We start from the raw sequence: 14441 nt of genomic DNA on the forward strand, positions 1-14441 counted from the left end.
CTCAATTCATTAAATTGTCTAATCTTCGATTAGCAGATTATAAAAAAAGACTGTACCATTTGTTTTATGATACAGCCTCTTTTCTTTATTTGGTGATGAGGTTGTACAACTCGTCAAGTTTTGGAGTAAGTACAATTTCAATCCTCCGGTTCCTGGTGCGGGCTTCATCGCTATCTGTGGCGTCTATTGGCTGAAACTCGCCCTTACCGGTTGCTGTTAGTCTGTGCGGATCAACCATTTCAACTTCGGTTAAATAGCGGGTTACGGATGTGGCGCGTAATACGCTCAGGTCCCAGTTATCTTTAATCTGGCCAAGGTTTTTAACCTTTTTGTCGTCGGTATGGCCTTCAACCGCCATGTTAATATCCGGTTCTTTGTTCAACACCGCCGCTAATTGTTTAAGGGCTTGTTTACCCTTATCATCAATAATGATACTGCCAGAAGGGAATAATAGTTTATCAGTGAGCGATACATATACTTTTCCGTTGCGGATATCTACAGACAGACCACTGTTCTGGAAACCAAGCAAGGCCTGCTGTAGCTTATTTTTAAGCGCGTTGGTGGCTTCGTCGCGTTTTTTCAGGATGTCTTCCACCTCTTTTAGCCGGGCTTCCCGTTTCTGTAAATCGGCAGATAGTTTCTGCAAATCAGAAGATAGCTGATTGGCTTTGGTTGATGTTGCGTCAAGGTTATTGTTAAGCGCCAGGTTGTTGTTGCGCAAATCATTAATTTGTTTGTGTAGGCGCATGGTATCGTTTTGAAGTTGTGCCAACTGGCTTTCCAGGTTTTGCGTACGGGTGCTTAATGAATCGCGCTGGGCAACAAGCGAGCGGTATTCTTTTGTCGATAAGATTTTACATGAACTAATGGCTATGCAAATAGTAAGGGCTAATAAAAGGTATTTAGTTTTCATCGGGATTAAGTATTATGCCAAAGCATTTTTCAAAAATACATTAAGTGGATATATTTTGCTACAAGCATCAGCCACCAATTGAACAGCATTACTGCCGGTAATCTCGTTATCGCTGATTTTACGCCACCCTACAAAGCTTTTTAGCTTCAGCAGGTCGATATTTTCATTGTCGGCGCTATATTCTCTCGGTACAGATTTTAGTTGCTCCTGTTTCCTGAAATCGCCAAAAAGCTTTACAAAATCCTCATCGTCAATAATCTGCTTAAGCTCGGCAGCATTGTAATCAATTTCCTGGCGGATGGTTTTCAGGTTAGGAGCCTCGGGCATCCAATAGCCACCTCCTATAAATGAATTGCCGGGCTGAATCTGCATGTAAAACTCCACCGTTCCCGGTTTCGATCCTAAGGAAGGGATGCTTACGCCAAAATTATTTTTATACGGCGTTTTATTTTTGCTGAAACGGATATCGCGATAAATACGCATTACCCGTTTTTTGGCATCTATGTTTTCGTCTATAGCCGGATCTATTTTTTGCAGTTTTGCAAGTAGCTGAGCAGTAAAGTCAACTACATTATCTTTGGCAGCGTCGTAACGTTCGCGGTTGGCTAAAAACCATTCGCGGTTATTATTTTCGGCCAGATCTTTTAAAAAATCAAGACTTTCCTGGTAAATCATCGGTATCTAAATATGCCTGGTAGTGTATTTTGGGTGACAGCCAATACAACAGCAACACCCGCGAATATCTGAAATTTATGGGAGCCAGTACAAAACAACCCAATATGATCACGCTAAGATACAACCATGGCGAATCGGAATTGTGTGTGGTTAAATAAGTTAACCAGGCCAGGCCCATTGCTTCGCCAACGTTGAGCGCGTAACTCACGTACATGGCCGCGTAAAAGTATCCCGGCTCAATCTCAAAGTATAGCTTGCAATGCGGGCAGTGTAAATGTATTTTATTGGAGAAACTGTAAGCACCACCCTGAAACATGTTGCCACGCCGGCAACGGGGACATTTACAGTGGAGCATAGCCCATGCTTTGGGGGTTTCGGGCATGGCGTGTATCTAAAGGGTTGTTTTAGTTAAGGTTCAATTTCTCCTCGCGCATGTTAAGATTAACATTTTTACGTCGATAATTTTTGTACCATACATATCCTCCAGCGCCAACCATCAAATATGGCGCACCCAATAAAAACAGGATACCTTTATTAAGGCCCTGGGCTTTTTTACCCCCCTCGGCCGTATTAGTTTCAACAGTGGCAGCACATTGCGCACATTGAGCATTTGCAGGTTGTTTAGCCAACATCAGCAGACCGAAGGCCATTACGAAAAGAACATTTTTTACGATCTGTTTCATGGGGCAAATTTAAACAATAATAAATTAGTACGGTACACCAAATTTTACGGCTACAGCCTAAAAGTTATAGTATGGCTTAATCATCAGGTATACTATAACTCCCGTAACGGTTACAAACAACCAGATAGGGAAAGTCCACCGCACCAGTTTGCGGTGTTTGGCAACCTGCATTTGCAGGCCACGGTAAAAGCTTAACAATATCAATGGTAATACCCCCGCAGCCAAAATAATGTGGGGTACCAAAATAGAAAGGTACAGGGTACGCATTCCACCTGCGGCAGCCCGTTCATCCGGCGATAATACGCCGTCAAAATTAGCATCACCGTAAAGGGTATCATGGCGCATCAGGTAATGGAACAAAATATAGGATACCAGGAAGGTTGACGACAGGCAAAAGGTAATAATATTAAGTCTTTTGTGAACCGCGATGTTACCCTGTTTAATGTAGTATAATGATGTAAGCAAAAGTATGGTACAAGTACCGTTAAGCACCGCGTTAAGCATCGGCAAATACGGTGTAAAGGCAGGTGCCACTTCCGGACCGGGAATAAGATGCCGGTTTAATACCACAACAACGGTAATTACAAATACGGTAACCGCGGCAACAAAGCGAAATATAAATTTATCGGTCATGATGTTTAATATAAAGCCTTATCTACTTTACGTAGCTCCTCGGCTATTAACACTTTAATCTCGTCGTTAAGGCGGTTTACATCTGTTGTATTGGCGCCAGAGTAATAGCCCCTGATGTGTTTATCCTGATCAATGAGGATCAGCTTATCGCTGTAAATAAAATCGTCTTTACCGGCCTGTAATGCGTCTACCAGAAAACCCTTACGGGCCAGTCCATAAATAGATGTAGTATCCCCTGTTAAAAAGAACCAACGCTTTGAATCGGGCTTAAAACTTTCCAGGTAGGGTTTTAGCACACCCGGGGTATCCCTGTCGGGGTCAACGGTAATACTGGTAAAATATACCATCTTGTTTTTCCAGTAAGTACCTACCAGGTAATTTAAATTATTGTTGATAGTGTTGCAAACTGTTGGGCAATGGGTATAAAAAAAGCTGGCTACAAAAATTTTCCCTTTAAGATTCTCATCACTGAATGGCTTGCCATCCTGATCTGTTAATTTAAAGGCAGGTACTTTATAGTAAATGGTATCAGGGATATCCTTACCATGAAAGCGGTGACTTGTTTTTGCAACCACTTTAGGACCGTAAAAAGCCAACGGTTTATACCTGTTTTTGCCTTTAGCGGTTAGTAAATAATACAAAAATCCTGGTACTGCTAATATGAGCACCAGGACTGTAATTTTTTTCCAGATGGCGGCCTTCATTATCTCCTCAGGTCAATCCAGTGGTGGCTTTCGTTAGTGAGTACCAGGATTAAACCTACAATGAATAAAATAGGCACTATGATAGATAGGACCAAGCCCATTTTCTCAAACTTTAAGTGCATAAAGTAAGCTACAATGAAAAACGCCTTTAACAGGGTTAAAAATATATAGGCTGGATTAGCATATCTAAGATAATCTGGGTGCCCAGGTACAATTAACAACGCAATAATAAATTCAATTGCCGTGATAATTGATAACACAAGAGCTATTTGCCAAATTTTCTTTTTGGTCATTCCTTCATGTTCACCATCGTGGTGAATTTCGTGTGATTCTGCTGACATATAAATAATATTTTTAAACTAAGTAAAAGAAAGTAAATACAAATACCCAAACAAGGTCTACAAAGTGCCAGTATAAACCAACCTTTTCAACCATTAAATAGCTACCACGGTTTTCGTAAGTACCTTTTAATACGTTAACGGTAATGATAATATTGATGATAACCCCTGTAAATACGTGGAAACCGTGAAAACCGGTAATGGTAAAGAATAAGTTAGCAAACTCCTGGGCTGTTAAATGTTGAACAGCTTCTGTACCTCCATTAAATAAGAGTTTCAATTCATCTTTTCCTGGAGTACTACCCCACCAAAAACCTTCATGATGTAAGTGACTCCATTCTAAAGCCTGACATCCCAGAAACATAAAACCACCTACTATGGTCGCCACCATCCACCAAAACACTTCCTTTTTAGCGTTACGGTGACCGGCTTCAACCGCCATTACCATCGTAACTGAGCTTAAGATCAGGATGAACGTCATGATACCTACGAATACCAACGGAGCACCGCTCTCTTTAAGAAAAGGTACCGATTGGAAAACTTTATCCGCAGCCGGCCATACCGCTGCGCTGAAGCGTAACGCTCCGTAAGAGATCAATAATGACGAAAAGGTAAATGCATCCGAAAGGAGAAAAAACCACATCATAATTTTTCCGTACTCAACATTGAAGGGAGATCTCCCTCCAGACCACGGAGTTGTTTTTACTTCATCAATTTGTGATACTGCTGCTGTACTCATTTGTACTTAAATAATGGTGTGTTAATTTTGGTTCAAAAGTAAAAAAACATACAGATAAATCCATATAATTCCGACAAAATGCCAAAAAATAGAAGTCAATTCCATTTTAAAGATGTTGCGAACCTGTGGGATATTCCTGTACGATCCTATTAAAGTATTCAATATTAGTAATAAGCCTGCAATGATGTGAATCAAGTGCATGCCGGTAAATATATAAACGAACGAACGCGAAGCATTCGGATCGGTTAAATATACGTTCATTTTGTAGGTTAACACGTACCATCCATACACCTGGATAGCAAAAAAGGCCGCCCCAAGAGCAAAGGTTAACCACAAATACAATTGCTGTACGCCAAACTGCAGGTTTTTTGCTGCTTTTTGTGCCAGATACAAAGTACCACTGCTTAGTATGATCACAGCGGTGCTGTACATAAAAGCGCTGGGCATAATCACGTTTAAGCCGTGACCCTTGCCTCCGCTATAAACGATAAAACCACTGGTTAAAGCCGCAAAAAACATCGACGATGTGAATATGAAAATCCACATGTTGAACTTTTTGGGTGCCAGATCAAGCTTTTCGTTATTTTTCTGAATAGAAGCCATCATTTTCACTTTCCTATAAAATCAAACAAAAACATTAACTGCACTACCGGCAAATACATAAACGAGCCAAACATTAGTTTGCGGGCCGCCTCTATTTGCTGCGTGCGTAACAGGCCGTAAGCCTGGTATAAAAACACTGTACTGCAAGCCAATGATACCGCCCCTACATAGTAACCGCCAAAGTTGTAAATAGTTGGCAATAAACTTACTGGTAACAATATCAATGTAAATATAAAGGCAATTACCGCGCTTCCTAAATCGCGGTTACCTGTTGGCAGTAACCTGAAACCAGCCAGCTTATAGTCATCATCCAATACCCAGGCAATAGCCCAAAAATGCGGGAATTGCCAAACAAACTGAATGCCGAACAAAATAAGGGCGATAGTATCTATTTTACCATGCGCGGCTACGTAGCCAATAAGCGGTGGCAATGCACCTGGTATAGCGCCTACAAATACCGCTATAGGCGATTTACGTTTAAGCGGCGTATAAGCAAAGGCATATAATAATATCGAAAATACCGATAACAATCCGGTAAGCAGGTTAAGGCTTCCTAACAAGTAAGTGCCAGCCATACCCATACCCAGGCTTAAAACCAGAGCTTGTCCGTTGGTCATTTTGCCCGATGGCAAAGGGCGATCCATGGTACGCTTCATCAGCTTATCCAGATCTTTTTCAATGATTTCGTTAAAACCATTGGCAGCCGATGTTACCAAAAAGCCGCCTACTATCAGCTTTACCCAGTTAAGCCAATCAATATGGCCGTTTGCCCTGCTGCCAATCAAAAATGATATCGAAGCAGAAAACGTAACCAAAAAGGTTAGCCTCATTTTTATCAGTTTGGAGTAATCGCTCCACTTCATTTGCTTATCCCCCTAACATTAACTGATTGATGTAAATTCAACAGCAAATAAAACTGCGCCCCAAATATTAAACTTGCCAATAAAATATGAGCTGCCTGCGCTACCGGCGGCAATGCCCAATATGATAATAAGATCCCTGTAACCATTTGCAGCATGATCATTAAAAAGTTAAAACTCATTAACTGCTGGTGGATGGAATGCCTGTTAAAGCGCTTGCGGATCAACGCGTATAAAACCACGTTGATAACAAAAACCAATGTTGCCAAATCGCGGTGATTGGTAAAAACCTGCCCTGCGCTTTTAATCCAGTTATCGCGATAGCCTCCCTGAAAATGTGTTGCTACTGCATCAATCTTTTCACGTACTTCGGTGCCAAAAGTAATTTGCACAATGCTTAACACTAACGCTATAATGGTTATAATATAAATTGCCGGATTGGTATTCAATTTACTATTGCCATAAACCCGCGCCAGGTGGTAGGTATAAATACAGATGGCCAAAATTGCCAAGGCCAGCAACATGTGTACAGTAACTATCCAGGCCACTAAATTGGTGGATACCACTATAGAACCTAACCAGCCCTGGAAACCTACCAGTATCAGGTTAAAAACGCTTAATAAGGTGATCTTTTTATCCGTGTTCCAATAACCGAATGAATAAACGGCCGTTAACAACAGGAAGATACCGGAGATCATGCCGATTAAACGGTTAACATATTCTGTCCAGGTTTTACCTGCGTTAAATTCTTCGGGGATAAGGATTGATCTGTCTTCGCGGATGCGTTTTGCAAGATCACTGTAACCAAAAAGATCAAGTGTTTTTGCAAAACGTTGGTTTTTAGCTAAGCGCTTTTCAACGTATGTTTGCTTGTAATCCTTAGGTAATTCAGAACTGTTGGTTGGTGGAATATAGCGACCAAAGCATTTTGGCCAATCAGGGCAGCCCATTCCGGAGCCGGAACTACGCACAACACCACCCGCAAGTATCAAAACAAAAAGACAAACTATTGTTATGAGGCCTATGTTCTGGAAACGTTTATTAGATGCGGCTGTGATCATTTATTAATTTGAAAATTTGAAAATTTGATGATTTGAAGATTAGCATTTCAAATGACCAAACTTTCAACTTTATTAATGCAACATCAACCAGTTTATAATTTGAAGATTAGCATTTCAAACAACCAAATTTTCAAATGCGGCTATGCGCGTTTTGCAATTTGAGAATTTGAAAATTGGCATTTTCAAATTCTCAAATTATCAAATTCTCAAATTATTTTACTTTTTCTTCGGCTTTCAGCGTGCTGTTATATTTAGTCAGCGCTTCTAAACCAGCTGGATTATCTTCAAAGTCATGAGGTAAATTCGAGCTCATGGTTTGAGAGTAAGGAACCGTTTGCGGGATAAAATCCTCTTCGGCACCAGGCTTACTGTAATCATATGGCCAGCGGTATACTGTAGGGATTTCGCCCGGCCAGTTACCGTGAATATGCTCTACAGGGGTAGTCCACTCCAGGGTATTTGACTCCCATGGATTTTGTGTAGCCTTTTTACCTGCAAATATTGAAGTAATGAAGTTGTACAAGAAAGCAACCTGTGCTAAAGCGGCCATGATAGCGGCCCAGGTAATAAAGGTGTTAATGGTTAACCATTTTTGCATCGAAGCAAACTCGGTAAACGCGTAGTACCTACGTGGCACACCATCTAAGCCCATAAAGTGCATCGGGAAGAATACCAGGTAAGCACCAATGAATGTTAACCAGAAGTGCAGATAACCTAACTTCTCGTCCATCATTTTACAGAACATTTTAGGGAACCAGTGGTAAACACCGGCAAGCATACCAAATATAGCTGCCGAACCCATTACTAAGTGGAAGTGGGCAACAACGAAATAAGTATCGTGCAGGTTGATATCCAAAGCGGCGTTACCCAGGAAGATACCTGTTAAACCACCAGAGATAAAGAATGACACCATGCCGATAGCGAACAACATGGCAGGTGTAAACCTGATGTTACCGCGCCACAACGTAGCCAGCCAGTTAAATGTTTTTACCGCCGATGGTACCGCGATGATCAACGTAGTGATCATGAACACACCACCCAGAAACGGATTCATACCGGTTACAAACATGTGGTGACCCCATACGATGAATGATAACACGGTGATACCGATTAATGAGTAAACCATTGCGTGGTAACCAAAGATTGGTTTACGTGAGTTTACCGACATAACCTCTGATGAGATACCCATCGCAGGCATAATTACGATATATACTTCGGGGTGACCTAAGAACCAGAATAAGTGCTGGAACAGGATTGGGCTACCACCTTCATAAGGCTGAGCTACACCGTTCAATACAATGTCAGATAAATAGAAGCTGGTACCAAAGCTACGGTCAAATATCAGCAATACAACACCTGCTACTAATACAGGGAATGCAAGGATACCTAATATAGCGGTAAGGAATAAAGCCCATATAGTTAAAGGCATTTTCCAAAGGTCCATACCTTTTGTACGCATGTTTAATATGGTACTTACGTAGTTGATACCACCCATTAATGATGATGCAACAAAAAGCACCATACTGATTAACCAAAGGGTCATACCTTCACCAGAACCTGGCATAGCTTTCGGCAATGCAGATAGTGGCGGGTAAATTGTCCAACCACCACTTGCAGGGCCTTTTTGAACAAAGAATGATGACAACATCACCACACTGGCTAAAAAGAAAAACCAGTACGATAGCATGTTCATGAATGGCGAAGCCATATCACGCGCACCTACCTGCAATGGAATTAATAAGTTGGCAAAAGTACCGCTCAAGCCGGCTGTTAATACAAAGAATACCATGATGGTACCGTGAATGGTAACCAATGAAAGGTAAAATTCAGTACTGATACGGCCGTTAGGTGCAAAGTGACCTAATAAAGTAGTCAATAACGGAAATGTCTTATCAGGATAAGCTAACTGAATCCTGAAAAGTATTGATAATATCATTGCGATAACCGCCATAGTAATACCTGTGATCAGGAATTGCTTGGCGATCATTTTATGATCCATGCTAAATATGTATTTAGACACGAAAGTTTCTTTATGATGTTCGTGACCGTGCTCGTCGTGATGTGCTACTCCGTGGTCGTGAACTGCTAATGTTGACATATCGCTCTTTATCTTATATTAATTATTTAACGCTAACCTATTTTGAGACACTGTTTTTGGCGATTCCGCATCAGCGAAATGCAACTCCTTCTTTAAAGCATCGCTTAAGTAAGGTTTTTGGTGTGATAACCATGTCTGGTATTCGGCTTCAGAAACTACACGTACAATTTTTTGCATGTTATAGTGACCGCCACCGCATATTTTGTTACAGTACACTAAGTACTCAAATGTAGGGTCGTTTAAGTCGGTCCGCATTTTAGCGGTTGTAATGGTTGGGGTAAATCTAAACACGGTAGGTAATCCTGGTACCGCGTTAAGCTGTACCCTGAAATGTGGCATGTAAACACTATGGATTACATCCTGTGCTTCTATGTTTAACCTTACAGGTTTATTAACCGGCAGGTACATGGTATCGGCAGAAAGGTCATCAAAGCTGCTTTTCTTTTTAAAGTCAACACCTAATTTATTGCTGCCTGTAACCAATTTAAAGCTCTTAGGACCTAATTTACCGTCTTTACCCGGGTAACGTAATTCCCATGCAAACTGGTGGCCGGTGATATCAATGTTAATATCGCCTTTTACCTGGTGCGTATCCATAATTGACTGCCAGGTAAAGAAACCAAATACAACCAGTATAGTTAATACAACAGCAGGTACAATAGTCCAAACTTTTTCAATGGTATTATCATGCGGCAAGAAATGCGCGCGGCGTTTATCAGAGTGACGGTATTTGAACAGGAAGGTAAACAGTAATATCTGGGTTACAAAGAAAACAAACATCGTTAATACTGTAGTTACAGTAAACATTTCATCAACTTTTACACCATGGATAGAAGCAGCCTCTGGCAAAGTCATGCTGCCCTGAACCGTAAACGACCAGTAAGCACCATATAAACCTGCTATAAGGAACACAAGGCAAATGGTACCCATTACGTTGTTCCATTTAAGGCCTTTTTTACCTTGAATTTTTAAGCTAAGATCATAGATCTTTAAAATTTTACCTATTACAGCAACACCAAGGCATATCAGGAAAAATATCAGCACGTAATACGCTACGCCAGTCCAATCAACCTGTGGAGCTTCGTCGCCGGTGCCGGCAGCTGTAGCCGCAGTTTGCGCCATCAACAGGTTTGTGCCAAGTAGCATAAACGCAGCGAAAAACGATAGTATGAATTTAGAATTTATTAATTTTTTGAATGCCATTTTAATGTTTGTTTGGTATTCTGTATTTGATGCAAAAATAACAATTATTATATCTGATGATGTAAGCTCTCCTCCAGGAATGGATGTTTTTTAGGTATCGTTGATTTGAAGGTGCTTAGCGCTGTCATTGTAGTAAATACAAATAAACCTGCAAAACCAAGGAAGATACCAATTTCAAGAGGACCAATCTCTTGCCACCACTCCGCCTGAGGGCCTACTGTTCCAGGCATAATCATCACAAAATAATCAAGCCAGTGACCGATGATCAAAAGACCGCAGGTCCACGCTAATACTTTGGTATTACGTTTTGAATCGCGTGCCATGATAATCAAAAGCGGCGATAAAAAGTTGATCACGATATTTAACCAGAACCATGGCTTAAATTGCGGCTCCCATCTTCTCAGGAAGTAAACTGCCTCTTCCGGAATGTTAGCATAATAAACCAACAGGAACTGCGCAAACCAGGTGTAGGTCCAGAAAATAGAGAAACCAAACATTAACTGACCAAGGCTATGTAAGTGATTTTGAGTGATCCATTGCATATAACCCTGGCTCCTTAACCAAATAACGGTAAGTGTAATAATAGATAAGGTACTTACCCACATCGCAGCAAAGTTATACCAACCAAACATGGTTGAAAACCAGTGTGCCTCTAACGACATGATGATATCAAAAGCGAACAATGGGGTAGTGAAACCGAAGATCACTAAAAACGCGGCCGAAATGGTGAAGCTTTTGCTGTAATAGAATACACCGCCCAATTCATCCTCGCTTTGTGAATATTTGTTAAGCAACCATCCAAAAATTGAATAAGCGCCTAAGAAACCAACTATGCGGGCTAAAAAGAATCCTTTATTTAAATAACCTGCTTTACCAGCAATAACCGCATTGTAGTTTTCGTTACCTTTTATAGTAACACCTTTAACAGCCCATAATTTGTATAGGTAAGGAGCAACTACAGTTTTTCCTTCAATATCTTGTGGGTGAGTTAAAGACAAACCCGCAATAACTATTACGAGTAATATTACAGCTGCCAATGGCAAAATTTTTCCGAAAGCCTGCGGAACGCGTAGCAATGATGCCGACCAACCTGCCTGTGAAACGTATTGAAGGGCACAGAAAAATATACCCGCCATACAAACACAGGTAAAATAGTAACCCATTAACAATAAGTTGGCAAATGTTTGCAAACTATGATTGGTTACGAAACCAGCAAGTATGGTAATAATACCTATTGCAATACCAACCAGGCTGTAAGTTTTTGCCTTGCCGGTAAATTCAAAGTGTTCGTCAAAACTATTATGAGTGCTCATTCAGTCTAATCTTATAAAGTTTGTAAATGGTGAACATACATGATTACTTTCCAACGTTCTTCGGGGTTAAGCTGTGAAGCATATGAGCCCATGGCATTTACGCCGTAAGTAATTGTATGATAAATTTTACCGTCTGTTAAATCTTTCATGGCACCACCACGTGATGACTGACCAGTTGAATATGACGGCGGCGGCGGAAAACCATGTTTTACTACTTCACCATCGCCTAAGCCTTTAAGGCCATGGCAAGGAGAGCAAAAATGCTCAAACAAAATTTTTCCGTCTTTATAGTTTGCCTGGGTTTGTGCCAGTACGATTTTAACCTCCACACTTGCCAGCTCATAACCATCCTTGGTGTTAGGATAGTCAAACTTGGTGAAACCTACAGGGATAGTTCCGGCCGGTGGTACCTGCGCAGTTTTACCATCTTTAAAGTTAGGGTTCTTTTGATCAGGATCATATGCAGTATGCTCGTACATGTTAGGAGCATATTCCCAACCCGTGCTTCTTTTATCCTTGCACGATGTTACAGCAATCGAAGCAGCGATAGCGATAACTATTGTACCTAATATTCTAAATTTATTCATAGCTAACATATTTTCTTTCGTTATGCTTCACTTCAACAGCTCCTGCTTCTTTTAACAAATTGGTGATATCATCATGTGCACCGTTAACGCGGGCATCAATAGCAAGTACAAACTTATCATCGGTGGCACGCAAGTCCATTACCCTTGGCGTACGACCAGGGAAAAGGTGCGTAGCAAAAAAGAAGGTAAATGTCATACCAAAAGCTGTCCATAACACGGTCCACTCAAAAGTAACCGGTACAAAGTTAGGGATAGGGAAATAGTTTTTACCGCCGATGTTTATAGGCCAATCATGCGTAAGCATGTAATAAACCATCGAAAACATAATCGATCCGCCTAAACAGCCAAACATGAAGGCTGCATAACCAAGGCGTGAATCTTTGATGCCTAATTTAGCATCGATGCCGTGAATAGGGCAAGGCGAGTAAACGTCGTAAATAGATACGCTCTTTGCTTGTAGCTTATCAATCCCGTGCATAAGATCATCGGGATCATCAAAAACGCCTAATATATATTTGGTGCTGCTCATTTGTTAATTATACTTTTTCGTAATCAGATTGTTCAACACTATCAAACTTGATCAATGATTTTTTGTAGAATTCTACTTGTGCCGGATCTAAGTGCCCTTCGTCAATCAGTTTCTTTTTAGCCTGCTCACTCGATGATTTCAGGATCAGTTTCACCTCGGCCATAGCCACTGCCGGTAATACCCTAAGGAACAACAGGAACATGGTAAAGAATATACCAATTGAGCCGATGAATACGCTAACATCTACCCATGTTGGATAAAACATGGCCCAGCTTGATGGGATGTAATCGCGGTGTAATGATACTACGATGATCACAAAACGCTCAAACCACATACCGATGTTTACTATAATAGATAATACCCATGAGATAGCGATGTTTGTACGTACTTTTTTAGACCACATCATTTGCGTCATTAATACGTTACAGCCATACATCATACAACCTGCCCACCAGTACGGACCGGTAAACCTATTTAAGAATGTGTATTGCTCATATTCGCCACCAGAGTAGTAAGCGATAAAGAACTCGGTGATATACGCCACACCTACAATTGAACCGGTAACCAAGATGATCTTGTTCATAGATTCAATGTGGAACATGGTGATATAGTTTTCTAAACCCAATACTTTACGTGTTACCAGCAACAGTGTTTGCACCATGGCAAAACCAGAGAAGATAGCACCAGCAACGAAGTATGGAGGGAAGATGGTAGTGTGCCATCCCGGCTCAAGCGATGTTGCAAAGTCCATTGATACAATGGTGTGTACCGAAAGTACCAGTGGCGTTGAAATACCTGCTAAAATCAATGACACGGTTTCAAAACGCTGCCATGTTTTTACAGATCCTGTCCATCCGAAAGACATCACCGAATAAATACGGCGGCGTAAGCCGGTGGCACGGTCACGGATGGTGGCGATATCCGGCAATAAACCGGTGTACCAAAATACCAATGAAACCGAGAAATAAGTTGAGATCGCGAATACGTCCCAGATAAGTGGTGAGTTCCAGTTTACCCAAAGCGAACCGTATTGGTTAGGCAATGGTAAACAGAAGGCCGCCATCCACGGGCGCCCCATGTGAGCGGCGATATACGTTGCCGCGCAAATTACCGCGAAGATGGTCATCGCTTCGGCCGAGCGGTTGATGGAGTTACGCCAGTTTTGACGGAACAACAATAAAACCGCCGAGATAAGCGTACCGGCGTGGCCAATACCTACCCACCATACGAAACCGGTAATATCCCAGGCCCATCCTACTGTTTTGTTTAATCCCCACTCTCCTAATCCAAACCAGAATGTATAGCTTATAGCTACCACCCAAAGCATTGCTCCTATAGAAGCTGCGGTAAAACCGATCCACCAGGCTTTACCCGGCATATTTTCTACAGGGCGTAATACATCCTCCGTAATTTGATTATAGGTGATGTTTTTACCCGTAATTAACGGTTCCCTTATTATTGATTCACTATGAGATGACATATATTTTAATATCTGTATACAA

The 14441-nt window shown here is 41.3% G+C and carries 17 protein-coding genes; all 17 read right to left on the reverse strand.

The window, feature by feature from the left end; genetic code table 11:
* Positions 1 to 85: 85 nt before the first annotated feature.
* A complete protein-coding gene (locus tag QWZ17_RS04560; protein WP_290303775.1) occupies positions 86 to 913 on the reverse strand; it encodes an OmpA family protein in 828 nt (275 codons plus the stop codon).
* A gap of 12 nt (positions 914 to 925) precedes the next feature.
* Positions 926 to 1588, reverse strand: coding sequence for a DUF2461 domain-containing protein (locus QWZ17_RS04565; RefSeq protein WP_290303776.1), 663 nt, complete (start codon positions 1586 to 1588; stop codon positions 926 to 928).
* Complete coding sequence (locus QWZ17_RS04570; RefSeq protein ID WP_290303778.1) at positions 1566 to 1970, reverse strand: DUF983 domain-containing protein; 405 nt, start codon at positions 1968 to 1970, stop codon at positions 1566 to 1568. The genes QWZ17_RS04565 and QWZ17_RS04570 overlap by 23 nt, the downstream gene beginning before the upstream one ends.
* A 22-nt stretch (positions 1971 to 1992) precedes the next feature.
* On the reverse strand, positions 1993 to 2271 hold the full coding sequence (locus QWZ17_RS04575; protein ID WP_290303779.1) for a hypothetical protein: 279 nt from the start codon (positions 2269 to 2271) through the stop codon (positions 1993 to 1995).
* Positions 2272 to 2328: 57 nt separating this feature from the next.
* On the reverse strand, positions 2329 to 2904 hold the full coding sequence (locus QWZ17_RS04580) for a DUF420 domain-containing protein (protein ID WP_290303780.1): 576 nt from the start codon (positions 2902 to 2904) through the stop codon (positions 2329 to 2331).
* A gap of 5 nt (positions 2905 to 2909) precedes the next feature.
* Positions 2910 to 3608 carry an SCO family protein gene (locus QWZ17_RS04585; protein ID WP_290303781.1) on the reverse strand — a complete coding sequence of 233 codons (699 nt, stop codon included), beginning with the start codon at positions 3606 to 3608 and terminating at the stop codon, positions 2910 to 2912.
* Positions 3608 to 3949 (reverse strand): cytochrome C oxidase subunit IV family protein, encoded by a 342-nt coding sequence (locus QWZ17_RS04590; protein ID WP_290303782.1) that lies wholly within the window; start codon positions 3947 to 3949, stop codon positions 3608 to 3610. Before QWZ17_RS04590 ends, QWZ17_RS04585 begins: the two co-directional genes overlap by 1 nt.
* A 13-nt stretch (positions 3950 to 3962) precedes the next feature.
* The gene (locus QWZ17_RS04595; protein WP_290303783.1) at positions 3963 to 4685 is read right to left on the reverse strand and encodes a cytochrome c oxidase subunit 3; all 723 of its coding nucleotides are present in this window, start codon (positions 4683 to 4685) and stop codon (positions 3963 to 3965) included.
* A 21-nt stretch (positions 4686 to 4706) separates the two neighbouring features.
* Complete coding sequence (locus tag QWZ17_RS04600) at positions 4707 to 5291, reverse strand: cytochrome c oxidase subunit 3 (protein WP_290303784.1); 585 nt, start codon at positions 5289 to 5291, stop codon at positions 4707 to 4709.
* A 2-nt stretch (positions 5292 to 5293) separates the two neighbouring features.
* Positions 5294 to 6151 carry a heme o synthase gene (gene cyoE, locus QWZ17_RS04605; protein WP_290303785.1) on the reverse strand — a complete coding sequence of 286 codons (858 nt, stop codon included), beginning with the start codon at positions 6149 to 6151 and terminating at the stop codon, positions 5294 to 5296.
* On the reverse strand, positions 6148 to 7209 hold the full coding sequence (locus tag QWZ17_RS04610; RefSeq protein ID WP_290303786.1) for a COX15/CtaA family protein: 1062 nt from the start codon (positions 7207 to 7209) through the stop codon (positions 6148 to 6150). The genes cyoE and QWZ17_RS04610 overlap by 4 nt, the downstream gene beginning before the upstream one ends.
* Positions 7210 to 7420: 211 nt before the next feature.
* Complete coding sequence (locus QWZ17_RS04615; protein ID WP_290303788.1) at positions 7421 to 9307, reverse strand: cytochrome c oxidase subunit I; 1887 nt, start codon at positions 9305 to 9307, stop codon at positions 7421 to 7423.
* An 18-nt stretch (positions 9308 to 9325) separates the two neighbouring features.
* Positions 9326 to 10510: a cytochrome c oxidase subunit II gene (locus QWZ17_RS04620; RefSeq protein WP_290303789.1), complete on the reverse strand. Its 1185-nt coding sequence runs from the start codon at positions 10508 to 10510 to the stop codon at positions 9326 to 9328.
* Between the two features lie 47 nt (positions 10511 to 10557).
* Positions 10558 to 11823, reverse strand: coding sequence for a quinol:cytochrome C oxidoreductase (locus QWZ17_RS04625; protein WP_290303792.1), 1266 nt, complete (start codon positions 11821 to 11823; stop codon positions 10558 to 10560).
* 11 nt (positions 11824 to 11834) lie between these two features.
* Positions 11835 to 12419: a c-type cytochrome gene (locus tag QWZ17_RS04630; RefSeq protein WP_290303793.1), complete on the reverse strand. Its 585-nt coding sequence runs from the start codon at positions 12417 to 12419 to the stop codon at positions 11835 to 11837.
* Positions 12403 to 12939, reverse strand: a complete 537-nt coding sequence (locus QWZ17_RS04635; protein ID WP_290303794.1) for a DUF3341 domain-containing protein — start codon at positions 12937 to 12939, stop codon at positions 12403 to 12405. Before QWZ17_RS04635 ends, QWZ17_RS04630 begins: the two co-directional genes overlap by 17 nt.
* A 7-nt stretch (positions 12940 to 12946) precedes the next feature.
* Entirely contained in the window at positions 12947 to 14419 is a 1473-nt protein-coding gene (gene nrfD, locus QWZ17_RS04640) for an NrfD/PsrC family molybdoenzyme membrane anchor subunit (RefSeq protein ID WP_290303795.1), read from the reverse strand.
* Positions 14420 to 14441: the final 22 nt, after the last annotated feature.

Source organism: Mucilaginibacter flavus (genome assembly GCF_030409315.1).
Lineage (GTDB): Bacteria > Bacteroidota > Bacteroidia > Sphingobacteriales > Sphingobacteriaceae > Mucilaginibacter > Mucilaginibacter flavus.